The sequence below is a fragment of the uncultured Cellulomonas sp. genome (assembly GCF_963527515.1).
Classification (GTDB): domain Bacteria; phylum Actinomycetota; class Actinomycetes; order Actinomycetales; family Cellulomonadaceae; genus Cellulomonas.
Map to the genome: position 1 here is coordinate 23,397 of NZ_CAURTV010000015.1, position 23,643 is coordinate 47,039.

Consider the following 23,643-nt stretch of genomic DNA (forward strand, 5'->3'; position numbering starts at 1 on the left):
GGCTCAGTCCACGCCCTCGGCCGCGAGCGCGTCCGTGAGCACGCCGACCAGCGTCTCCAGCTGCACGTCGGTAGACGACGTCACGTCCTCGTCCCCCGCCCCGTCGAGCGCCCGGGCAGACAGTCCCGCCTTGCTGTCGATCAGCTCGGCGATCTTCGAGTCGATGGTCTGCGCGGCGATGATCCGCCACGCGGTCACAGGCTCGTCCTGGCCGATCCGGTGGATCCGGTCGATGGCCTGGGTCTGCTCGGCGTGGGTCCAGGACAGCTCCGCGAGCACGAGGTTGGACGCGACCTGCAGGTTCAGCCCGACGCCGGCCGCCGTCAGGGAGCACACGACGATCGACACCTCGGGGTCGTCGACGAACGCGGCGATGTTCTTCGCCCGCACCCGGGGCGTCTGCTCGCCGCGGATCGACGCGTACCGGATGCCGCGGTCGGCGAACGTCTGCTCCGCCTGGTCCATGACGTCGATGTGCTTGGCGAAGAACACCACCTTGCCCACGTTGCGGGCCAGCTGCGCGGCGTAGTCGGCGGCCAGCCCGGCCTTGGCCTGACCGATCCGACGGACCATGGTGAACACGTTCTCGCCGCCGGCCTTCGAGCTGGAGTCCTTGAGCTCCGCTGCCGCGACCCGGCGCACCAGGTCGTGGTCGATCCCCTCCTCGACGACGCCGCCGGAACGCATCTGCAGGGCGGCCCGGTAGCGCCCGACCATCTGCCGGGCGAGCGCCGCCTCGGCCGCGCGGATGGAGCGGCCGACCGCCCCGTCCAGCTCGACGGGCAGGTCCGCGACGCGGCGCGCAGGGATGTCGGCGACCACGTCGATCTTGCGACGACGCACGATGCCCATGTCGATCACGCTGGCCCGGGCGGCGGCGTAGAACCCGGGGTCGGCCGGGGTGAGCCCGGTCTCCTCGAGGGCGCCCATGAGCGGACCCAGCGGCTTGGTGTCGTCGATCCAGCCGAGGAACTGCCAGATGGCGCGGAAGTCCTCGATGTCGTTGATCAGCGGCGTCCCCGTGAGCGCCATCATCAGCGGCCGGGCGACGCGGGCACGGATCCGCTCGGACAGCGACAGGACGTGCTGGGAGCGCTGCGAGGACTTGTTCTTGATGAAGTGCGCCTCGTCGACGACCATCCCGCGGAAGCCGTGATCGCCGAGCCAGCCGACGTGCCGGTCCAGCAGCTCGTAGTTCACGATCACCACGTCCGCGAACCCGTCCATCCGGTCACCGTCGCCGTGCACGACGGTCGACCGGCGGAACGGTGTCCAGAGCCCGACCTCGTGCGCCCAGTTGGTCTTCACCACGTTGGGCACCACGACCAGCAGCGGGTAGGCGTTGGCCGCCTGCGCGGCGAGCAGCGCCTGCGCGGTCTTGCCGAGCCCGGGCTCGTCGGCCAGCAGGAACGTGCGGTGCCCGCCGGCCGTCGCGGCGACGACCTGCGCCTGGTGGGGCATCAGCTCCCGGCCGGCGGGGGTGGGCACCGGGCGCGGCGCCGGCAGCGTCATGCAGGCGGGTGCACCGGTCGCGGCCCGCTCGAACGAGGTGAACAGGGGGTCGAGCAGCTCCCAGCCGGCCAGCCGGCGCGCGCGCGTCGCGGTCCGTTCGGCCGCAGCCTCGAAGTCCGGGGCGAGGAACGGGTTGGCCAGCTGGCGCGAGATCACCGACCGGGGCACGACGCGGGTGGTCGTGGTGGGCGCCGGCGCGGCCTTCTCGACGGGTGCAGGCTCCTCCGGCGGCTCCAGCCCTCCGGCGCGCATCACGGTCGCCTTGTAGGCCCGCGCCGCGTCGGAGACCCGGGCGTCGTCGGCCAGCAGCTCGAGCAGCGTGGTGTCCCGCGCAGCGGTCCGGGCGAGCATCGTCGCGACGCCGTCGAGCCGCTTGAGCTGCTCGGTGCGCCGCGCCGCGGTGCCGCCGTCGGCCATCACCCGCGCCCGCTCCTCGCGCACGAGCAGCGCCACGACCTGGAACTTGGTGCGCACGCCGGGGCGGGTGGGCGGACGCTGCACAGCCCTGTCGACCTCGCGGGCGATCTCGGCGAGCACCGGGATGATCCCCTGCTCGGCAGGACGCGGGGCGCGGCGACGCTGCGCGCCGGGATCCGTGCGCGCGCGACCGGACCCGCGTTGGGCTGGTCGTGCCACCTGTCCTCCTTCGTAGCGTCCACACCTCGACCGCGGCGCAGAGAGTCGCGCGACGACGCGCCGCGGACCGGACGCGCGTCGGGCCGCCGAACCGTGCCGCAGGGGGCCCCGGCGGGGGCGCACGGATCAGTTCGCCGCGCAGCGTCGCCGCCTGCGCGGTCCGCGGGTCCTGCTCATGCCGATGGTGACACGCCGCCGGGCGTCTGCGTGAGCACCGCGCGGCGTGGGCTGCGGCCTGACCGAACGCCGCAGCAGTGGGAGCCTACCGCCGACGGACAGCCGTCGTCTCAGCGCTCGGGCGCGCCGATCGTCCCCGAGCGCCACGCGTCGAGTCGCTCGTCGAGCACGGGTGCGATGCGGTCGTAGCTCTGCCACGTCCCGCGAACTGCGTAGGGGCCGGCCTCAGGGAAGACGCGGTCGTAGTCCTCGAGGTAGAGCTGCTCGTAGTAGGCGCCCGCGAACGCGTTGGCCTCCTCGGTCAGCATCGTCGACATCAGGACTCCGTCCCACTCGGCGTACAGGTCGTCCGGCCGCCCGCGGCGGTCGCGGATCGCCGCGATGGTGCGCGCGCTCTCGGTGAGAAGCTCAGCAGCGACCATGCCGCGGTCGGCGAGCCAGGCGAGGAAGAGGCCGGTGTGGACGAAGGCCTGACGCTTCCGCGTCCATCGCGGGAAGTCGCCGTCGTAGTGCCACTTCGCCTTGTCGTACGCGACGGGTTCACCGCTCATGGACAGCCACCGTAGTCGCCTGCCCGCGTGCAGCACTGCCCTGGTCCGGGAGCTCCAGTCCCACCGTGAGGCCACCGGACGGGCGTCCGTCAAATGAGTCGGACGCCCGACGACCGCGGCCTAGGGTGGCGCCGTGACCGTGGAGCGGACCCTGGCCAGGGTCGAGGACGACCTCAGCACGGGCGACGTCGCCATGGCTCGCAGGCGTCTGCAGAGTCTCGTCGAGAGCCTCCCCCACCGGCTCGAGGCCCGTGAGCGGCTGGCCGAGATCTATCGACTCGACGGCAACCACATCGAAGCTGGGCGCTGGTCGTACCTCGACGAGCACGCCGCCCCTGGCGACATCGCCGCGTTCGAGCGCGCCTGCCGGCACAACCCGGTCCGCATCATGCGCGGCCTGTCCTGGCGTGGGCCCGAAGAGGCGGCTGCGACCGAGTTCGCACAACAGCGGCTTCGTGACGTCCGCACGCGGGCGGAAGCGGCGGAGGGCAAGAAGCTGGACTGGTCGACAGGCGGACGCGATGTGAGCGCGCCCTGGACGGAGGGCGCCTGGATCATCGGGTGCGCGCTAGCTGGCCTCGTGCTCGGGGCCTTGGTGGTCGTCGGAGCGGTGACCGTCATCGGCTGGATCTTCTAGGAGCACGGCACCCGACCGCGACGGTCGGGGCAGACCCGACGCGTTCACTCGGGCGCCAGGTCGGCTGCTGGATGCGCGGGCGTTGCGGCGCCTGCGTCTGCGTCGTGCGGTCCTACAGTCGTCAGGCTGTGGTGGAACGCTGGAGGGAGAGCGCTTCGTGGGCGCATGGGAACCGGGGCTCTACTCGGACGACTTCGCAGCCGACCTGAGGACGACGATCAGCACGGTGTGCCGCCTGCCCCTCTCGGGCGAGGAGATCGTGGGACTTCTCCAGGAGCTCGAGCCGTTGGCCGCGACCCCTGGCGACGAGGACTACACGACCTTCTGGCTGGTCGTGGCCGACCAGTTGCATCAGCGCGGAATCACCTCCCCTGCCCGAGAGCGCGCGCGGGCCATCATCGACGACCGCTCGAACCTCATCGGTCTCGAGGAGCGTGAGATGTCCGAGGCAGACCTGCGCAAACGCGAGGTCGCCCTCTTGGCGCTTCGCGACGAGCTCGAGAGTCCACTCCCCGACAAGCCGCGACGAGTGCTTCGCTCGCCTCAGCCCTTGCTCGTATCGCCGGGCGAGGTGTTCGCCTTCCCGGTCGACGCCCGCGGGAACGTCCGAAACCCCTACTTCCCTGACGGCGTCGATGCCGGCATGGATGCCATCGGCTGGGGCTGCTGCGTCGTCGTAGCCGCGGACCACGCGCTGGGCTATCTGGCTTGGTACGCGGTCCGGCCCGACCTCACGATCGAGCCTCACCGACCCACGCTGGCACGTGCGGTCGAACGACTCCAGGCGCGACCCGTCGGGTTGGGGACGCTGAGCAAGGCCCATCTGCGTCGGATGGGTTGGGAGCAGCTCGGGACCATTGCGACACCTGATGTCGTGCAGCCGGAGCCCGACGAGATCCTGCAGGTAGTGGCGTCGGACATCTCGATCTCCAACGCTCTGTGCCGCTGGGAGAACCTCGCGATGTAGGGAGCAGTTTCCACTGTCGACACCCGCTTTAGGAGTTCGACGCGAGCAAAGCCTCGCCGCCATGACCAGCAGAAATACATGCAAGTAGTTCCGAAATTGCTCCCGCTACGCCACCCTTGCTGACCACATGCTGACCACGGACACGCTCCACGCCGCACGGCCAGTTTCGGCGGCATGCTCGCGAGACCCGTGGCAGATGGCTCCGCCAATCCTTCTTGACGACCTCCTTCAGTACGTGGTGCTAGCATCACCGCCGCGCGAGCGGGACAGACCGCAGGGAGCACGTGAGGTCATCCCCCGACGGAGACAAGCCCGGTGCTGTCTGCATCTGAATTGCTCGAGACGACGTCGGGGTCGGAGCGCCCAACTGGGGGACGATGGCGCACGAGTCGTTGAGTCTGGTGCCGCGGCTGGATGGTCCTCGTCGGGTGCTGCGGCAGCCAGGGTCCCCAGGTCATTACGAACCCGATGACAAAGGCGATGATCGTCGCTCCGATCGCCCACCCGAGAGCGTGGCGACTGAGCTTGGTCTGCTTCTGCGCGTGCTCGGCGGGGTCGACGGAATCCGTACGCGCGGCGTCCGCGTGTAAATTTCGCGCGACGACGACGAGGTCCGTTGCAGCGCTACTGGAACTCCCTACGGACCTCACAACGCGGATCCGCGAGCAACCGTCGCTTCAAAATGAGTACAACCGTCTTTGGGCGAACAACTCCAGAGCAATCTAGTAACAACGGAGCCGACTCGGCTTGGCGGCCGAATCTCAGCTACCCAAAGGCTAAGCGGACCTGCTCTAGGGCGCGACCGCGCGAAACACCGTTCAGCCGTTCCAGTTCGGTCCAGTCCACCAGATCGAATTTTGAATACTGGTCCAGCGCGAGACTCGGATTCACTACTTTCAGAGCTAGGCGTGAAAGTAATCGTGCAACCCTCAGCGTTACATGCACGCTTTCGAAGTCATTCATCGACGACCACCTCGCCACCGGCAACGTAACTCTCCGCTTGGCTAGGTCACGCGCACCGCCTAATGGGTCAAGCACACAACCATCGCCGATGCGGAATCCAATCGCGTTCACAGAAGCGTCAAAGTATGCGAGCGCACCAGCCGCGCTCGTGAAGTTTCGATAAAAGAATCGTGGCTCGATGACGTCAATCTGCAAACCATCACAAAGCACGTAGCGCCAGTTCCCGTGTCTGTTCTGGCGGCCGTCGGCAAGGCCGCGCAGGATTCGGTGCGGTTCCGTGGAGAAGTTCGGAATCATCAGGTCAAGATCCCGGGGCGCATCGGTCCCCGCGAGGGCATCTCTGACCGCACCACCGACCAGATAAATCTCATCCTCAATCGAACGTAGCGCGCTCAACAAGGAGTCGCCGCCGAGGCGCGAGAAAGCGTTGTCGACGACCGACTTGGCGAATACCGAGTCGACTCCCAACGCCTCAGTTGTCGACATAGATTGCGCGATCGCACTCACACGAGTTCACCGCCTCCTGCCCAGCCCGTGCGCAACCGAGCACTAAGTCTCCGCCATCGATCTTGTTCCTCGACCGAGTCCGACATTGCCCAGAGCTTCTCAAGCAGCAGGCCGACGGCCTCCGGCCAATCCGCAGGCTGGGTATCCAATATCACCGATCGCTCAATCTCTCGCCTCCACTTTCGATTCTTTGCAATGGCTCTCGCGTCACGTGACAAGTCTAGGAACAGATCCGCGCGTTCAGATGCGCTGGAGAGTTCTGCAGCGATCGCGACAAAAGAGCGTAGAGCGCCGTACTGCACCCAGTCCGATTCGTCCGAGCGAAAGACGCGCAGGCAAGTTTCGGCTGAACGCTGGGTCCCATGCCCCGCAAGGACGTGGACTGCCCGCCACCTCACGACCGCCTGCGGGTGACTCAGAGCGATTTCCATGACGGTAACTTCTTGTTCATCGCTGAGATCGAGCGATATCAGCGTATTAGCTGCGGTCCATCCCAACAATCCATCATCGCTCGCGATAGCTGATATCACCTCCGCCGAAGGAGACGCCGGCCACACCAATGAGAAGGTCGAAAGCCACTGTTCCCACCACTCGGCCGAGGCGCCCTCTTGCTCATTGGCCAAACGCACTAGCTCGGCCTCAGTGCGAGCCTCGAGAATTGAACCGGCGAGGGGTCCTCCGTGCAGGATGAGCGCGTCCTCCACCTGGCGGCGGGTACTCGGCAACTGAGTGAACCGCCTCCTGCCGAGGAGAAGGAGAAGGGCGTTTCGAAGCGAGTCCGAGACCCGAGGAGCCGGTTCCGCGTCTTCGGCCAAGAGGTGCGCCGCCGCGTAGAAGTTCCAGTCGTCGACCTGACGCACCAAGTCGTCTACGTTGGCGTCCTCCACCATTTCCAGCAATAGACCCAACACGTCAAACGAGGCACCACCGTAGGTAAGCAAGTCAAATAGCCGCCGGTCCCACAGTTCCGGCAGCCGCGACGCCGCTCGAGCGGTGAGATAGCCCGAAACCAGAAGATGCCGGAACCGAAGCTGGGTCGAGCCTTCATTTCGGTCGATAAGCCCAGAAGACGTCACCCGCTGCGTAGCGCCGGAACCCACGGCTGATTCCAGCTCTTCTTCGACGATCCAGTCTGAGCGATGCGTGAGTCGACTCGTTAGTACGAGTTTCGAGAGTTCATCGACGAAGCGTGCGTCGCCATTAAACGATCGAGTGATCGCGGCGTCCAAAGCGCTCCCGGGCGTTTCCGCGGTACGTTCTCTACTCACAAGGTCACGGTACATTGGCAACGTCCGCCAGCCGACGACCGCTCGAGTGCCTCTCGGTAAATCGTCGCCGAAGGTCGACAGACCCAGGAGCGCCCATCGCTTCTCACGAATGGGACGTCGACCCAGCCGATCTGAAACAATGATCGCACACATGGCATTTCGACTTGTCACTCGGTCGACGGCCTCTAGGACACGCTGGCCATCCTCGAGTGAAACCGTGTCGAGCCCATCGATTTCGACAAGTACACGTCCCGGATAGGCGCGGACGACTTGATCGAGCCCGCGCTCGATCAAATCCGTGGACTGAAGCAGACTTCGGTCTTCGACGGTCGAGAGGTTGATGCGATGCAGATCCCCATTGCTCAGCGCCTCGCCTAGGCGCTGGAGAGTCGTCGTCTTCCCGGCACCCGCTCGCGCCTGCAGGATTGCGCGACCGCTCCCGAAGATGGTGCCGAGCCCTTCCTCTACGGTGAGCTCCGTCCCTCCCTCTCCGCTAAGAAGGGCCGTGAAGTTTGGAAACTGCGTGAGCGCCACTGGGTAGTGGACTCGATTCCGCTCAGTTGGCCCCACGGTCGCATCCTTCCACGTGCCTACGACACGGCGTCATGCGCCAGCCAGACTCCACGAGGGAGCCCCCGGATCTGCGTCCTGTGGCGGCCTCGCCGACTCGAGCAGTCGCTCGACGACCAGGCGGGCCACCCTGGCTGCTGCGGCCGAAGCGTACGGCCGCCACTGGACCCTCTCCGTGTCGTTCTCGGCGCCGAGCGCTGCTTGCGCCTCTAAGGTTGCCGCGGTGCGGTCACTGATGCCGCGAATGCACAGCCACGTCGGTCGATAGTGGACGTCGCTACTAGCCACGTGCATCGCTCTCGCGACGCCGGCCGACTCCATATCGACCGCGAGGGCATGGTCGTACTGTCCAAAGACATCGCGTTGCTGCGCAACGGTGGCGTCTCCGGCGAGAAATTCGACCGAGACCAGTTCTCCGAAGCGCAAGATCGGGGCACTGCCTCCGGAACCCGGAGCGCGATCGGAGGGTGTTTCCTGCGGCGTGTCTGACGGTCGCGTCGTCGGAAGGTCGTGGTGCCAACCCTCCCGCGCCAGGGGTCGAACGTGCCGCTTGATCAGTTCTGTCGATGGGTGCTGGACTGGAAAATACCGCATCTGTCGTTCGCCGTTGACGTTCTTGGTGTATTCGCCATAGTGGACGTACTCGACGCAAACGACATCGCCAGCGTTTGGGCCTGAGACACTCTCGCTATCTTCGCGAAGGCGAACAATCCCACCGGCAATGCCTACCAGAACAACGAACTCTGGCCGCCAGTCTTCCACCAAGTCGTGCACACTCTCTGCGGACGGCATATTCGATCGATCCGAGGATTGTGCGACAAGAACCGGATGGACGTCGTCAACCATCCCCGTTGTCCAGCATCCGTGCCCACGAAGTTCGCTGGCAGTAGAGAACTCTTCAAGCACGGCGTTCAATTCCTCGTCCACAACGGTGAGGACGACAGCACGAGCATGGCCCCGACGTCCTTGCAGCACACGACCCCCTCGTGAGTGGGCTGCCGCACCGGTGACAGCGTGAACAGCGTATGCCCACCGTCTCTACGCCGGACGCGGTTCGCGATCCGATTCGCCGTCCGAGTCGGAGCGACCCGAATCTGCTGCGCGCCTTTCGATAGGGAGCTTTGTCTCGACGGCGCTAGCGCGAGCAACGTCCTCGTTGTTCTGGTCAAGGACGCGATGGGTAGACCTGTCTGGTCGACCTGCTCGCAACGTGCATCGCACCTCGGCCAGCTCGTGGCCGGGCAGCGCGACGGGGCGGTCATGGCGGACTTGGCCAAGTCCAAACTGCGCCGCAAGATCCCGGACCTGATCGAGGCGCTGACCGGACGCTTCGATGAGCATCACGCCCTGATCGTCGGCCAGCTGCTGACCCGGGTGAACCACGTCGAGCAAGGGTTAGCCGACCTGGACGCCCAGATCGCAATCGACGTCGCGCCCTGGCAGCACGAGGTCGACCTGCTGCGCACCATCCCCGGGGTCGGCCCGGTCGTGGCGCACACGGTTCCCCACCCCGGGGCACCTTGCCGCCCGGCCGGGGTCGCACCCGGCATGCACGAGTCCGCCGGCAAACGCACCCCGACCGGCGCCCGGCACGGCAACCGGTTCTTGACCTCGATGCTCGTGGAGGCCGCCGGCTCCGCCTCGCGCACCAAGACCACCTACCTGGCCGGCCAGTACCGGCGCATCGCGGCACGGCGCGGAAGTGCCCGCGCCGCCGTGGCCGTCGCCCACTCGATCCTGACATCGGCCTACTGGATGCCCGTGCGCGACGAGCCCTACCGCGACCTCGGCGCCGAATGGCTGCTCGATCCGCGACGCACCACCGACCGCACCCGCCGCCTGGTCCACCAGCTCGAAGACCTCGGCCACACCGTCACCCTCGACAAGACCAGCTGACCTGAACACCACACGACCCCGGGCTCCGCCCGGCCGCTTGCCGCGCCCACTCGCGGACATTCACGGTCAGTCGCGGCCGCCATCGGGTCACTGTCCAGCGGCCGGCAGTCGTATCGGGGGGTCCGGCGTGCGGCAGCCAGCGGCCGGCGTAGGGTGTTAGGGCCGCGCTCGTCTACGTCCGACGACGCCGCTTTCGCAACGACTGCAAACCGATCGGACGCCTTGGGCAACCCCCTCACCCCTCGGTGACCGTGCGTGAGCTAACGCCGTGGTCGTCGCGCGTTCGGGCGTCGGTCTTGAGACCGCGGGCGATGCGCGCAGGCAGGCCGTCAGTTGAGTTCCTCGTCCGGTAGCTGCCGATCTTGCGCGCGAGAGAGCCAGTACACCCGTCCCTGGGTGTGCTCGGCAGCAAGCCCCTTGACTTCGGTGATGACCTTGCCGGCGTCTTCGCTAGAAGGGTGCAGAGGGCTACCGGTGATCGTCAACCGCCAGGCGTCACTGGCTCCCTGGTCGCCCGGCGCGTCGTACGCGACGGTGAATCCTTCGCCGTACCACGTGCCACCATCCGTCAGGCCAGGGGTCCCACTGAGCCAGTCCCGCACAGTCCGGGCGATAACGAAGTCCACCGTCTGGGTCTCGTGAGGCCCGAGCACGATGTCGACCCCCCCGGGCTGACGCGCGCCGGGGCGCAGCGAGTGCACGCTCAGACTCACGTGCCGCTCGCTGTCGTTGTGCAGGTTCACCGCACCCACGACACCGAAGTACACCCCCTGGTCGCGAGGCACCACGAAGTCTTCCGCAGGGAGCAGCGACCCGAGGCCGTCAGCCCAGGCGGCGCCTAGCGAGCGCATGTGTTCCTTCCACCCGAGCCAAGTCACCGACCAAGTGGGCATCTGCTGGTCCATGCGAGCTCGGGTGGTGCTGACCTCCATTCGGCGGCTTACATCCAGGCCGAGGACCGCGGCATCTGCCGCATTAGCAGCGGCGTCCGCGGCTTTGAGCGAAGCGTCTGCGGAGCGTTTGGTCTGGACGCTCTGGTAGGCGACGACCCCCGCAGCTATGAGCGCAACGATCACGGCTGCGATCTGCGGCCACAGGGGACCGGTGTCGACCTGAATGCGGGTGATCTCAGTGATCATGCGGCCAGGATGACAGACGGACTCCGAACGAAGGCATGCAGGCCATGAGCGCGACAGTCCACCTGCTGGCGCGCCACGACGCCGTCCACGTGAGCACAGCCGGAAGGCTCGCCCTCGCGGGAGCGGGCCTTGCAGGCCTCCCTGCCGTCATCGCTATGACGCGCCGGGCTCATGGCGCCGTGATCGCCGCGTCATCGCTTCTCTGCCCGCGCGCGCAACTCGTCATCACTTCGGCTATCGGGCGTGAGGAGTCTGGCGTCGTGTGCACCGCCCGACTCTGGCCCATTGCGCCGCGGGATGCGCGGGGGACGGCGGGCAGTGACGGTTCATCTCGGCTGCTGCCGCACACCTGCAGGTGGCGGGAGTCGGCGCGTCAGGGAGGTGACTGTCGGGGATGTCGATGCACAAGCTCACGGCCGGGGACGGGGACGCCTATCTGACCTGGCACGTCGCTGCGGGCGACGCCGGCCTCGATGCGGGTGCGTCGCTGACCGCGTACTTCGAGCAGACGGGCGTCATCGCTGGAGTCCGTCGAGCAGCGCGTCATCCGCACGCGCATCGGCGACGGCGGCGACCTCGCGGCGCGCGCAGGCCGGCGCCTACGGGCGGGCGCTGCATGCGCACGACGTCGGCCCGGAGGTGAGCGCGGCGATGGTCGCCCAGGTGCTCGGCGACGTGTCGACGCGGCGGTCGGCGTGGAACCTCGGCGCCGCCGCCGTGCGCGCGCCTCGAGACTCCTGCGGATGGCGTCACACGCGGAGCGGCGGGCGCTGCTCAACGAGGTGACGACCGAGGCTGCGACGGCTTGCGCGAAGCTCGACGACAACCGGGACCCGATGACGCGGCGGGTCGGGGAGTCGCTACTCACCTCGACCGAGCTACTCGGGGCGGAGAAGGTGCTCATCGATGCCGCCGAGACGACCGGCGCACCGCACCGGCCGGCGGAGATGCTCGGCGTCATCCGGCTGCGCACCGAGCACCACCTCGGCGCCCTCGCCCCGGATCAGCGCGCGGCCGCCGAGGCCGTCATCACCTCCGCTCGGCTCCTGGACGTGCTGGTCGGCCCGCCGGGGTCGGGCAAGACCACCACCCTCGCCGCGCTCACCTCGCTCTGGCAGCACGGCATCGGGTCGGTCGTCGGGTTGGGCGCCGTCGGCCACCGCGGCCCGTGCGCTTGCGGAGTCGCTCGGGGTGCCGTGCGAAACGACCGCGAAGTGGCTGCACGAGGCCACCCAGCGACGGCGCCACCGCCCGGGCCCTGCGGTACGCCGACGCTATGGCCCGCATGGCGACCCGGGACTAGACCCAGATGCGTGCGGCCAACGAGGAGCACTGGCGTGTGCGGGCCGAACAGGAAGCGAGGCGACGTGGCAAGCGATGGAGTGGCTGCCCGTGATACCGCACTTGAAGGCCCCGCGGGCAATCGAGCCGCCATCTGCGCCGCCTGCTGGGGCTTGTCGCTGAACGGCGCGCTGTCAGATCAGGACAAGTGAGCGCCTTCCTTCCTGCCGCGTGCCCAGCTGCGGCGTCCAAGGCCTAGCCTTCTCGGCATGGCGTCCGTCTTCCGCTTGGCCGACCACTCCGCCCTTGCGTTCGCGGTGGCCAACACTCTCACTCACGACGAGCAATCGGCCTACGAACTCCGTTTTGGCGTCGAGACAACGGGGAGTCGGACAGCTCGGGGCGCCGCACTGATACGGCACATCTTCGGGGAGACGCCAGACCCCGACGGAGAGGTAATCACCCTCCTGAACTTCATCTTCGTGTCGTCCCCGAAGGCGCGGTTCTACGAGGAGACCTTCGCCGCCCTGAATGGCGAGGTGCTCGAGCCTCGTGGGATCGAGCGAGACGCTGATGGCTTCCACCTTCCACCGTCCGTCGCGCCACGGACAGTCGCCAACTCGCCCACCGTCAGCCGGAGGACCGCGCCCATGACGCCAGCGCCGACAGCCGCAACAAGCGACCCGACCAGAGTGTTCGTTGTTCATGGACGCGACCTGCGTCCCGTAAACGTCCTTGAGCAGTTCCTGATCTACATAGGCCTACGGCAAATGACGTGGTCCGACGCCCGGGCGCTCACCGGTCAGCCGTCGCCCACGACCTACGACATCATCCGGAAGGGGATGGACGCTGCCGGAGCGATCATCGTGGTCTTCTCTCCCGACGACGAGGCGCGTCTAAAAGCCTCCCTCGCCGATCCAAGCGAGCCGGCGGAGGACCTGACCGGTCAGGCTCGACAGAACGTCCTCCTAGAAGCGGGGATGGCCTTCGCCCTCGCGCCTCACAAGACAGTATTCCTACGGTCGGCCCGCACCAGGGAGATCAGCGACATCAGTGGCTTCAATTGGGTCAAGATGAACGGCACTTGGGACAGCCGCGACGACCTGGTCAGGAGGCTCCGAGACGCTGGCGCGGCCGTCGCGAAGCACCTGGGGGATCTTCGTGGGCCGCACGCCGGACCGTTCCTTGTGAAAGACGATCCCGCGGCCCCCTGAGGCGAGGCTGGAGCCGTTCCACTGGCGAACCAGTACCGAGTCTCCGAAATGGCACCCGCCACGACCTCCAACTGACAACGACCCCACGCGGCAGGACTAGGACTGGTCTCAGTCGATCCCGCGTTGAGAGCGCTGTACTCCGCGGGCAGGGATGGGCGCGGCGAGGGCCGTTGAAGTAAGCACGTGCACGGCAAGACGGCGACGCTAGGACGGTGACACCATGCCACCCATGATGGGTCGCCCTCCTGGGGTTCAGAGTGGAACAGCGCGAACGGGGCCACTGCTGATTATCGGCACGCTCCTCGCGACAACACTCGGCGTGATCGCCGCATTCTCGACGCCTTTTGGAACTGTCGTTGGCGTCTCGCTGACCGGAATCGGACTCGTTGTCGCAATCGCCATATACATACGGCAGGGCGTCGACTCGCAAGCAAAGCACGACGAACTGATGGAGACATGGCGCTCCGATTCTGAGGCATTGCGCACTGAGCTCACAAAGTTCACGCCTGTCGATGTGGACGAGGACGAAGACGACCCCTATGCGGAAGCCTCGCGAGGGTTTGAGCACTACACGGCAGCTACCGACGACCTCGGAGTCGTGCACCCTGGAGACGTTCCTCTTGCCGTTCTCGCCGATCTCCTTGCGTACTGGGAGTCCCGGCATGAGACGGGTAGGTGGCGCGTTCGAAACCTCGTAGGCGCCGCACGTCGAACGGGACGGGGAAACCATCCCTGGATTGTTGCTTTCCGGGGCCGTGATGGAGACTTGCGCTATTGGCGTGTGAGTAGAGGGGGACGAGGCAAGTCCCAGGCGACTGTCGAGGAGCTAAATACGTAGCGTGACGGTACTGTTCTTGGGGCCTGCCGCGCCGCGTGCGCAGATTCGACGCCACAGCCCGCTGCGAGGCGCCCGCACGCGACCCACCGGCGCTAGGGCGCGCCGGAATCCCACACCTCGAGCGCGTCGGCCACCCTGTTGGTTGTAGCTCGGATGAGGGCATGGAACTCCGGATAGGTTGTGTCCGGCGCTATCCGCCTTGTGCGCAAGGGAACGTCCTCAAGAGGTCCAGGGCGGGCGGGGGTCTGAGCAACTGGTGGCGCTCATTCGTCCACATGTGAGGCATTAACGGGGGTCGGCCACGGTTCCCCCTGCGGTGCCTTCGCTACGCCACCACACGCAGAGGCGGGCTGACGGCAAACCCGCTGCCAGCGGCACAAGTGCAAGAAGAGTCGACGCTGTGATCGATCGCTGACGCGCGCGGATGCGGCGCCCTCGAACATTCAGCCGCAGAACACGCTCGGCGAGGCGGTGTATCGGTCCCCGGACCGGATGACGTCGACCGCGATGTACGGCTCATCGCCTTCAGAGACGATCCACGTCTGCCGATCCGCACCGGCATAGCCGATCTCCGTCGGCTCGATGTCGACATCGCCGTCGAGCTTGAAGAGCGGGATGACGCCCTCGAGCGCAGCACTCTCGCTCGTGGCGTTCTGGCCCGCGAGGGGCATATCGACCCAGGACGATGTGGAGTTGCCCCCGCACTCGTAGTCCGCGAGCGCCCGGCCGCGCCAATGACCCTCGTCATGCACCGTGACCGTCGTCCGGGGCCACTCAGCCTCCGGCACATCCAGGTTTGAGCACCCGATCTCAAGTCGGCCGGGCGGAGCACCTATGTTCCACGGAGTCGCCGTGGCGGGTGCTGGATCGCCCTGCCCTCCGCCCTTCCAGGCAAGGTTGACGTACGTGCCGGCTGGCGCGGTACTGCTCACGAGCAGCGGGACCCCGGCTTCGGTCGTGTAGACCTCAGACGCCCCGACGCGAACCCCGTCCTCATCGCACCGAACATCGAGCGCACCCCGTGACTCATGGGCATCCGGGCCATCGGCTCGTGCGGTTGAGGCGCACCCGGCCACCGCCATCAGGAGACACGCAAGGACCCCTACGCCGGGTCGCATCAACTCGCACCTCCGATGGTCGTGATGCAGACCATCTCGGTCGCCGCGCTTGCAGGTCAAGGGATGTCCCCCGGGCGGGTCACGACGCCGAGAGTCAGTGGAGCAGATGGCAATCGCGCGTGTTGCGGACGATTCCGCGTACCTCTTCCAGCAGCGACTCGGGACCTCGCCGTCGCACGGGCGCATTGACGTCGCGGGTTACGCGCATCTCGGCGCACCTATCACTGGACGCAGCGATTGCTCGAGCACAGAGGCCCCGCCGAACGACGGTGTCCGCTGCCCGACACGGGCGGAGACGGTTTGGGTCGCGATAGCCGAGAACCGGCCGGGCTTCGGTTCTAGCCATGTCGCCGCCGTGCACCTCACCCGCGACTCGCTCGTGCGGGCAGCCTCCGGTTCATCCGGTGCGCTTAACACGCGCTGTGATGAGCTGTCGAAGTGCGTCGCTGTCGTTCCGGATTCCCTCGTACACGTCGGACGCGTAGGTGACACGGAAGAGCTCTTGGGCATACCGCCCGATGCCGACCTGGTAGGTCTGCTGGCCAGCGCGTAGGTGTGCGGCGACGTCGGGATGGTCCGCCAATGCGCGGTCGATGACGGCATGGAGCCGATCCGGGTCCGGCACATCTGACAACCTGGCAACCAGTGCCTCGGCGGCAGGGCCAAACGACCAGTACTGGCTCCACGGAGTCGTGGCGGCGATGGTCCTGGCCTCGCTCATGGGAGCGGGCCAAATCTGCAGGAGATATCGCTCGGCTTCGGTGTCGGCCGCGTCTGACCAAGACGAGGCCGGCTCGCCGTCGATCACGATGTAGCGGACGCGGACCCCGACGCCCGCAGAGATCGGGATCTCGAGACGTCCGGTGCCGGCCCAACCCTGGACACAGGCGCCCGGACCCGTACGCATCGAGAATTCGACGGCGGTGTCCCACGACGGATCCAGCGGTGCCGGTGCATCGAGGACGTCGACTTCGATCGTGATCGTTCCGTGCTGGCGCGGCGTGGTCAGGACGGCATGCTCGCCGAACTCGCCGCTGGCCAAGCCGATCTCATGGAGGTCGGCGACGTGCCCGCCGTCGCCGGGGTGGAGCTCGATCTGGGAGTAGTCGGCGTCGACGTCACCGATCACGGCTGGCATAGGCACAGGGTAGGTCGGCGCGGCGCTCCGCTGACGTGCAGTCGATCGGGGTCTTCGCGTGGGCCGGGGAGGCCCCAGCTGCCACTGCCCACCGAGTTCGATGTCGTCGTCGGCCCGCGCAGGTGGCTCCGATGACCCCGGCGGTACTGCTCGCGATCCAGGTGCACTGTCGCGTCTTGCGCGCAGTTCCGCATACCTGCTTGCAGGAGGAGGCCGCGACTCGACCTCGTGATGCTGCCGCCTCCGGCTGCCGGTGAAGACAGACCTCGCGTCTTACGCACTTCTTGGCGCACCTATCACTGGGAGCAGCCGCTGCTCGAGCCGCAGGAGGAGGTAGCGCGTTGGTGATGTCGATGCACAAGCTCACGGTCGGCGACGGCTACGCGTACCTGCCCAGGCACGTTGCTGCTGGCGATGCCGACCTCTCGGCTGGCGACTCGCTCACCGCGTACTACGAGCAGACGGGCAACCCTGCGGGTCGATGGCTCGGCAAGGGCCTCGGGGCGCTAGGGAACGGTCATCTGCCGGTCGGAAGCCTCGTCACCGAGCTGGCGATGACGCAGGTCTTCCGCGACGGATGCGACCCGGTCAGCCGTGCGCCGCTCGGCAAGCCGTACCGGAAGACCGCTCCTGGCGAGGGTCGTCACGCTGTAGCCGGTTACGACCTGACGTTCACCGCACCCAAGTCGGTCTCCGTCGCCTGGGGTCTGGCCGACGAGTCGGCGCGGGCGACGCTCTACGAGGCGCACCGGGCGGCGCTGTCGACGGCGCTGCGGTTCGTCGAGCACTCGGTGATCCGGACCCGGGTAGGTGCTGCCGGCTGTCGGCAGGTCAAGACGCACGGCATCATCGCGGCCGCGTTCGACCACTGGGACTCCCGCGCCGGTGACCCGAACCTGCACACGCACGTCGTCGTCGCGAACAAGGTCCAGGGACCCGACGGCGCATGGCGCTCTGTGGACGGACGCACCCTGCACGCCGCGGTCGTGACCGTCTCGGAGCTCTACGACTCCCTGCTCGCCGATGAGGTCTCGCGGCGGATCGGCGCGTCGTGGTCGTTGCGTGATCGTGGGGAGCGCCGGAACCCCGCGTTCGAGCTGGACGGTGTCGGCGAGGATCTGTTGGCCGAGTTCTCCGCGCGCTCTGAGCAGATCCACTGTGCCGAGCAGCGCTGGGCGGACGAGTTCACCGAGCGCCGCGGGCGGGCGCCGTCTCGCACGGAGACCACGCGGGCGCGGCAGCATCTGACCCGCGAGACCCGGCCACCGAAGGTCGTCCGCCCGCTGCGCGACCTGCTCGCGGACTGGGCCAACCGCGCACGCAAGCGGACCGGACTCGACCCGGTCGACCTTGCCGCTCGGGCGCTGTCGGGAACCTACGGGCGTCCGCTGCGGGCGACCGACGTCGGTCCGGAGGTCCGGTCGGCGATCGTCGCGCAGGTCATCGACGACGTCTCGACGCGTCGGTCGGTGTGGTCGACCTGGAACCTGGGCGCCGCTGCGTTGCGGTCCTCGCTCGCGCTCCGCATGGCCTCCCCCGAGGACCGCCTCGAGCTGACCAATGCTCTGGTGATCCAAGCGGGCGGCGCGTGCGTACGGATTGACGACGACGCAGACCCCGAGCGGCGTCGCGTGGGCGAGGAGATGTTCACGTCGACCGAGCTTCTGCAGGCCGAGCGGACGCTGCTCGACGCCGCCGAGACGAACCTCCCGATCGGGATCCACCCTCTCGCCGATCGCATCGCCGATCGCGAACTGCGCGACCTCGCCGACGACCAACGCGACGCGACCAAGGCGGCGCTCCTGTCCCGACGAAGCCTCGACGTCCTGGTCGGGCCGGCCGGCTCGGGGAAGACGACGACCCTGGCGGCCTTGGCCGATACCTGGCGGCTGACGCGTGGTGACGTCGTCGGGCTGGCGCCCTCCGCCAGCGCGGCCGCGACCCTGTCGACTGCGCTCGACGCCCGGTGCGAGACGACAGCCAAGTGGATCTACGAGTCCACGGGTGACGGTGCCGCGCGGCGAGCGCTGCGGTACCAGGTGGAGATGGCCGTGCTTGGCGATCCCGCCTCAAGCCTTCTGGATCGTCGCGACGCGAACGATCGGCGCCACCACCTTGCGTCGGACCAGGACCAGTGGCGATTCCGTCGCGGGCAGCTCGTCATCGTCGACGAGGCCTCGATGGCCGACACCCGCACGTTGGCCGCCCTCATCGACCAAGCGAGCGCCGCCGAGGCGAAAGTGCTGCTCGTCGGGGACCACCTGCAACGTGGCGCGGTCGACGCCGGCGGGGCGTTCGGGATGCTCGCCCGCCGCGGACCCACCGCCGAGCTGCGCACCCTTTGGCGTTTCAGCCACCCGTGGGAAGCGCGCGCCACCCTCGACCTCCGCCACGGTGACGCTGCCGCCCTGGACGCCTACATCCAGCACGGCCGGGTCAGCCACGGCACGCACGACGACATGCTCGACGACGCGCTCTCTGCGGCAACCGATGCCGAAGCGCAGGGCCGGACCGTCCTGCTCGCGGCCGCCGACCGGCGCACCGTCAACGAGCTCAACGCCCGCACCCGCGCCGAACGCATCCACACCGGCACTGTTCGCACCACTGGCATCACCCTGAGCGACGGACTGACCGGTGGGGTTGGAGACCGGATCGTCACCCGCCGCAACAACCGCCGCCTGCGCACCAGCGACGGGTTCGTCCGCAACGGCGATCTCTGGACGATCACCGAGGTCCTCCCCGGTGGCGGCGTGTGCGTCCAGCCCGTCGCAGATCCGACCAACGGCACGCTGCGACTGCCGGCGGCCTACGTCGCCGAGTCCGTCGAACTCGGCTACGCCACCACCACCGCCCGCAGCCAAGGCATGACCGTCGACGAGACCCACACCGTCATCACCGCCGGCATGGGCCGCGAAGACCTTTACGTCGCAGTCAGCCGCGGCCGACACCTCAACCGGCTCTACGTCGCCACCGACCGCCCCGACCCCGACTGCCTCCCGTCCGGCGAGATCGTCACCGTCCGGGAGGTCCTCGACCGGATCCTCGCCACGACGCACGCCGAGACCTCCGCCACCGAGACCTGGGCCACGCACCACCCAGACGGGCCGCAGCCGCCGCTCCCGGCGACCCGTCCACAGCCCGCCATCCCGCCGCTGCGTCCACAGATGACGCCGCGCCCCTTGACGCCCCCGCCCAGCCCGGTCCCCGATGGACCGGTACTGGAGCGGTGGTGACCACCCCAACCCACCGAAGGAGAACGACCATGTCGACGACCACGCAGACCGCCGTCACCGCTGCTCGGCAGTACTACCGCGTCAAGGACGCTGCCGCCGTGCTCGGGGTGCCGGTGCGGACGCTCTACCATCTTGCCGAGACCGAGCAGATCCCCTGCCGCCGGCTCGGGACCGTCATCCTCATCCCGGCCTCGTGGGTGGATCGGGAGCCCGCGCAGCCGCGCCGACGCTGATGTCCGTCACCCGGCGGACGTTGCCCTCGGGCAAGGTGACCTGGCGCGCGAAGGTCTTCTTCGAGCACCGGGTCATCGCCGAGAAGTCGTTCCAGCGGAAGACCGACGCCAAGCGCTGGGAGGCCGACCAGCTGGTCAAGCTCCAGAGCGGCACCTGGATCGACCCGACCCGCGGTCGGGTGTCCTTCGGGTCGCTCGCCGAGGAGTGGCAGGCCTCGCGACAACACCTCGCGGTCCGAAGCCAGGAGACCACGCAGTTCCTGCTCGACTCCTACGTCATCCCTCTGCTCGGACGCTTCCCGATCGCCGTCATCTCCGCGACGGACGTCGAACGCGTCCTCACGGCGATGACGGTCCGCGGGCTGGCGACGGCCACCCGGCGGCGCGTCCTGTCCGTCATCCGACTGGTGCTCGACTACGCGGTCCGCGACCGGCGGATCTCCGTCAACGTCGCCCGCTCGATCCCGCTCCCCAAGGGCACGACGAAACGCGAACCGCACTGGTTACGCGCGGAGCAGCTCGGCAAGCTCGCCGACGCCATGCCGCCGAACTGCCGGCCGGTCGTGCTCTTCCTCGGCCTGGCCGGCTGCCGGTTCTCGGAGATGTGCGCGCTCCGGGTCGATGACGTCGTCCAGACGCCGCACGGCCTTGGCGTCCGCATCCACCGCGCCGCCCCGCAGTCGAAGCGGACCAGCGGAGCGATCTTCGGCCCGACAAAGACACACCAGACCCGCACCGTGCCGGTCCCGCCGACGCTCGAGAGCTACGTCCGAGACCGGATCGAGAATGCGCCGTCCGGCTCGTACCTGTTCCCGAGCCCGACGGGCGCGATGTGGACCAACACCAACTTCCGAGTCCGGTCGCGCTGGACCGAGACGACACAGTCGGTCGGCCTGGCGGGCACGACGATCCACGACCTCCGCCACACCGCCGCCTCGCTCCTCATCGCCGCCGGCGCCGACGTGAAGGCGGTCCAGATGATACTCGGCCACGCCACCGCGACGATGACCATGGACCTCTACGGCCACCTCTTCTCCGAGGCGCCGTGGGTGGCGATGGAGCGGATGCCGATGTTTCCGGACCCGGGAGCAACTCCCGCCAGTAACTGACCGGCCGGTCCCTTGATCACGCTGGCGGTTCAGCAGGCGGGCGGCTGCGTCGCGCTGGACGCCTCCGGCGCCCGGAGCAACTGGTAATTTGCAGCGCTACGCTGCGCTGCTCAGCCCCCTCAGTTGCTGCACAAGTGCGTGAAGTTCATCGGAAACGTCGTCTCGCGACGGTCGCACACCACCCCCGGCGTACATCGCGCGTGCATTGGGGACGCTGTCAGGGGGCAGAGACGCGAGGGCCGCTCGGATTTGCCCAAGGTCCAGTGGACTCAGCTGCACATTGCGTGTCGCGGTCTCGTGCATGACCAGGATGGTCATGGCGCACTCGAGGTCGGCGTGGGCTCGCCGGGCACTCTCACGTCGCGCCCGATCGGCGGCGAGTTCCGCTTGCGCGATCTCCGCACGGCGCTCTGCGCGGCGCGCATCGTGCCGGGCGTGACTCAGGCCGACAATCGCTGCCACGGCCACCGCGCCGTTGACCACAACGCTTGCCCACTCACCAGCCGTCCCTAGATTCACGACGCTCACGGTAGCGATCAAGCGAACTTGTTCTCACATCGCGGCCGCGACGAACCGTAGGTCCGCTCTGCGCTTGAGCAACTAGGGAATGATCGCTCTGTGGGCGCTCACGAGGAACTGCAGGCGGCGGAGACCGCCCTACGCGAGCTCGTACGCCTTGTGCTCGGTGATGCCTGGCTGCAAGGCCCTGGTCTCAACTCTGCGAAGCGGCGGGACATCAGGAGTCGGCGAGACGCCGACCAACAGCGCCGACACGGCGTCGTGGTTCCTAGCGACCTGATCGAGTTCACCGAACTGGCCGAGCTGCGCTCGATCATTATGGCCAACTGGTCGGCGTTCGAGCCCGCCCTCCTCGATGAGGACACAACGCGCGTGTACCTCGACCGGATGATCGCTATCCGTCACCCAGATGCACACGTGCGTGGACTCTTGCCCTTTGAGGAGCAGCTCGCCTCAGGAATGTCTGGGCTCGTTCGGAACCTCGTAGCCACCTATAGGAGTCGCATGGACCCGGTCAGCGGGCTGTGGCCGATCGTGGAGAGCATCACCGACTCGTTCGGGAACACCAAGACCCACGGTGACCTGTATTCCTTTCCGTCGCTCGCCGTGGTGCGGGTCGGCGAGAAGGTGACCTTCCGCTGTCGCGCATCGGACCCAGATGGTCTGCAGCTCCACTGGGATTGTCGGGGAACGCGCCCTTGGCAGCTGCTTGGACAGCAAGACGGGCATGAGGTCGAGTTTGAGTGGTCCGTCAACGCACTCAACATCGGCGAAGGCACAGCGATCGAGATTCGGTTGTGGTCCGATCGCCAACATCATCGCCACGGTGCGATAGACGAGGAGCACCGCTTCGTCTACACGGTCATCCCGCCCGGTCCGTAGGCCGGGCGACTGCCGTCGGCCTGTCCGGACAGCACGAGGGCCACATGGCTGACCAATGGAGACGTTGCCCCAGCCGTGTCGGACCCTCGTGCAATCGTCACCACATGCGAGCGATTGATTTCGTTGACCTGCTGAGCGAAGTGCTGCCGCGCCGCTGGATCCGGGGTGCACTGCTCGTCGTAGTCGTTGGGGTGGTCGTGACCGGCAACGGGGCGCCCTTCGTCTGGTACGTCACCGAGAAGGCCGCCGCGATTCAGGAGGACTTCATCCAGCCAATGCTCGATCGGATGATGACTGACCTACTCGTGGGCTCAACGACTCCGGCGGTGCCCTGATGGTCTGGTCCCCCTACGCGGAGGCGGCCGGTCGTCGAGGAGAGGCCATCGCCAGTGCGTACGAGCGCCATCGAGGTGGCCGCCTCGAGGACATCAGTCGAGGGGGTGATCCGCGCCTGTCCGCCGTGTTCGCAGAGCTCCACGCAATCCAGCCACCGCGCGCTTCCGCCGACTTGATCTCACGGGTCGGGTCCGAGATCCGGGTGATCGAGGTGAAGTCGTTCGCCCGCGGTGGCGGCGACCTCACATCCCGCGGACGACAGGTCGCCACCTGGCGGGCTCTCGGACACAACGCGTGGCTCTATGTCGTCACCAACGTCATGGTGCGATCCGAGCCCGATCAGCTGTGGCTCGTGCGGGACCCGGCCGCGTCCCTTCCATGGACGCCAGCCGAGCGGAGGTTCGCTGATGAGGGTGGCCGCGGTCATGAAGGATTCTTGGGCTGCTCGATCGCGGAAATGCGGGAAGTCGGAACGCTTGCCGACCTCGACGACGTTGAGTTGCCGGAGCCGGACCTTCTGTCGCGCCGGTGACGTCCCAACTTCGGCCGCTGGCCTTCCGGGTACACCCCGCCCTCAGCCCCCCATGCCCGGCTGGGCCCCGATGGTGCGGGACTGCCCGACGCTGCCGCACCGCGGATCGACTCGATTCGGCACTAGGACTGATGACCGTTGGTGAACTCGACGATGAACAGTCGCCACCAGCCAGTCGCCGGATACTAGTCCCGCCCCTGCGAGGGCCTGCTGACCACACGCTGACCACGAGGCCCTCGCGAGCACCGCAACGCACTCACCGGCTGCAGCCAGACCGCCCCTGACCTGCACCAACACTTGTGCGCCTGGGCAGATTCGAACTGCCGACACCCGCTTTAGGAGAGCGGTGCTCTATCCCCTGAGCTACAGGCGCGCGATCCACGGGGA

At 67.6% G+C, this 23,643-nt stretch carries 20 protein-coding genes and 1 tRNA gene; 12 read left to right on the forward strand and 9 right to left on the reverse strand.

Going from position 1 to position 23,643, the window contains the following annotated elements:
* Positions 1-3 precede the first annotated feature (3 nt).
* Entirely contained in the window at positions 4-2,148 is a 2,145-nt protein-coding gene (locus RYN42_RS06365; protein WP_315094712.1) for a DEAD/DEAH box helicase, read from the reverse strand.
* A 287-nt stretch (positions 2,149-2,435) separates the two neighbouring features.
* Positions 2,436-2,876: a hypothetical protein gene (locus RYN42_RS06370; RefSeq protein WP_315094714.1), complete on the reverse strand. Its 441-nt coding sequence runs from the start codon at positions 2,874-2,876 to the stop codon at positions 2,436-2,438.
* Between the two features lie 133 nt (positions 2,877-3,009).
* Here RYN42_RS06370 and RYN42_RS06375 point away from each other — a divergent pair, with 133 nt between their 5' ends.
* Positions 3,010-3,513: a DUF6584 family protein gene (locus RYN42_RS06375; protein ID WP_315094715.1), complete on the forward strand. Its 504-nt coding sequence runs from the start codon at positions 3,010-3,012 to the stop codon at positions 3,511-3,513.
* A 157-nt stretch (positions 3,514-3,670) separates the two neighbouring features.
* Positions 3,671-4,480, forward strand: a complete 810-nt coding sequence (locus tag RYN42_RS06380; protein ID WP_315094716.1) for a hypothetical protein — start codon at positions 3,671-3,673, stop codon at positions 4,478-4,480.
* Between the two features lie 765 nt (positions 4,481-5,245).
* On the opposite strand, the gene RYN42_RS06385 is transcribed toward RYN42_RS06380, so the two are convergent.
* The 3 genes from RYN42_RS06385 to RYN42_RS06395 all read right to left on the reverse strand — a co-directional run bounded on the left by RYN42_RS06385 (position 5,246) and on the right by RYN42_RS06395 (position 8,763).
* Positions 5,246-5,950: a hypothetical protein gene (locus RYN42_RS06385; protein ID WP_315094717.1), complete on the reverse strand. Its 705-nt coding sequence runs from the start codon at positions 5,948-5,950 to the stop codon at positions 5,246-5,248.
* Entirely contained in the window at positions 5,947-7,752 is a 1,806-nt protein-coding gene (locus RYN42_RS06390; RefSeq protein WP_315094719.1) for a hypothetical protein, read from the reverse strand. Before RYN42_RS06390 ends, RYN42_RS06385 begins: the two co-directional genes overlap by 4 nt.
* Before the next feature lie 69 nt (positions 7,753-7,821).
* Positions 7,822-8,763, reverse strand: a complete 942-nt coding sequence (locus RYN42_RS06395; protein ID WP_315094721.1) for a hypothetical protein — start codon at positions 8,761-8,763, stop codon at positions 7,822-7,824.
* Positions 8,764-8,964: 201 nt separating this feature from the next.
* On the opposite strand from RYN42_RS06395, the gene RYN42_RS06400 reads away from it, so the two are divergent.
* Entirely contained in the window at positions 8,965-9,684 is a 720-nt protein-coding gene (locus RYN42_RS06400; protein WP_315094723.1) for a transposase, read from the forward strand.
* A gap of 329 nt (positions 9,685-10,013) precedes the next feature.
* On the opposite strand, the gene RYN42_RS06405 is transcribed toward RYN42_RS06400, so the two are convergent.
* Positions 10,014-10,823: a hypothetical protein gene (locus RYN42_RS06405; RefSeq protein WP_315094726.1), complete on the reverse strand. Its 810-nt coding sequence runs from the start codon at positions 10,821-10,823 to the stop codon at positions 10,014-10,016.
* A gap of 743 nt (positions 10,824-11,566) precedes the next feature.
* Here RYN42_RS06405 and RYN42_RS06410 point away from each other — a divergent pair.
* The 3 genes from RYN42_RS06410 (at position 11,567) to RYN42_RS06420 (ending at position 14,156) form a co-directional block, all read left to right on the forward strand.
* Positions 11,567-12,316 carry an AAA family ATPase gene (locus RYN42_RS06410; RefSeq protein WP_315094728.1) on the forward strand — a complete coding sequence of 250 codons (750 nt, stop codon included), beginning with the start codon at positions 11,567-11,569 and terminating at the stop codon, positions 12,314-12,316.
* A gap of 57 nt (positions 12,317-12,373) precedes the next feature.
* Positions 12,374-13,318, forward strand: a complete 945-nt coding sequence (locus RYN42_RS06415) for a nucleotide-binding protein (protein WP_315094730.1) — start codon at positions 12,374-12,376, stop codon at positions 13,316-13,318.
* Positions 13,319-13,637: 319 nt separating this feature from the next.
* Positions 13,638-14,156: a hypothetical protein gene (locus RYN42_RS06420; RefSeq protein ID WP_315094731.1), complete on the forward strand. Its 519-nt coding sequence runs from the start codon at positions 13,638-13,640 to the stop codon at positions 14,154-14,156.
* A gap of 443 nt (positions 14,157-14,599) precedes the next feature.
* On the opposite strand, the gene RYN42_RS06425 is transcribed toward RYN42_RS06420, so the two are convergent.
* Together RYN42_RS06425 and RYN42_RS06430 are read right to left on the reverse strand one after the other, a co-directional pair.
* A complete protein-coding gene (locus RYN42_RS06425) occupies positions 14,600-14,908 on the reverse strand; it encodes a hypothetical protein (protein WP_315094732.1) in 309 nt (102 codons plus the stop codon).
* 763 nt (positions 14,909-15,671) lie between these two features.
* Positions 15,672-16,412 carry a hypothetical protein gene (locus RYN42_RS06430; protein WP_315094733.1) on the reverse strand — a complete coding sequence of 247 codons (741 nt, stop codon included), beginning with the start codon at positions 16,410-16,412 and terminating at the stop codon, positions 15,672-15,674.
* A 347-nt stretch (positions 16,413-16,759) separates the two neighbouring features.
* On the opposite strand from RYN42_RS06430, the gene mobF reads away from it, so the two are divergent.
* The 6 genes from mobF (at position 16,760) to RYN42_RS06460 (ending at position 23,256) form a co-directional block, all read left to right on the forward strand.
* Positions 16,760-19,645: a MobF family relaxase gene (gene mobF, locus RYN42_RS06435; RefSeq protein WP_315094734.1), complete on the forward strand. Its 2,886-nt coding sequence runs from the start codon at positions 16,760-16,762 to the stop codon at positions 19,643-19,645.
* Positions 19,646-19,674: 29 nt separating this feature from the next.
* A complete protein-coding gene (locus tag RYN42_RS06440) occupies positions 19,675-19,878 on the forward strand; it encodes a helix-turn-helix domain-containing protein (RefSeq protein ID WP_175346810.1) in 204 nt (67 codons plus the stop codon).
* 35 nt (positions 19,879-19,913) lie between these two features.
* Positions 19,914-20,987 carry a site-specific integrase gene (locus tag RYN42_RS06445; protein WP_315094738.1) on the forward strand — a complete coding sequence of 358 codons (1,074 nt, stop codon included), beginning with the start codon at positions 19,914-19,916 and terminating at the stop codon, positions 20,985-20,987.
* 618 nt (positions 20,988-21,605) lie between these two features.
* Positions 21,606-22,388, forward strand: coding sequence for an immunoglobulin domain-containing protein (locus RYN42_RS06450; protein WP_315094739.1), 783 nt, complete (start codon positions 21,606-21,608; stop codon positions 22,386-22,388).
* A 104-nt stretch (positions 22,389-22,492) separates the two neighbouring features.
* Positions 22,493-22,723 (forward strand): hypothetical protein, encoded by a 231-nt coding sequence (locus RYN42_RS06455; protein WP_315094740.1) that lies wholly within the window; start codon positions 22,493-22,495, stop codon positions 22,721-22,723.
* Positions 22,723-23,256, forward strand: coding sequence for a hypothetical protein (locus tag RYN42_RS06460; RefSeq protein ID WP_315094741.1), 534 nt, complete (start codon positions 22,723-22,725; stop codon positions 23,254-23,256). Before RYN42_RS06455 ends, RYN42_RS06460 begins: the two co-directional genes overlap by 1 nt.
* A 300-nt stretch (positions 23,257-23,556) precedes the next feature.
* On the opposite strand, the gene RYN42_RS06465 is transcribed toward RYN42_RS06460, so the two are convergent.
* Positions 23,557-23,629 (reverse strand) — tRNA-Arg (locus RYN42_RS06465).
* Positions 23,630-23,643: the final 14 nt, after the last annotated feature.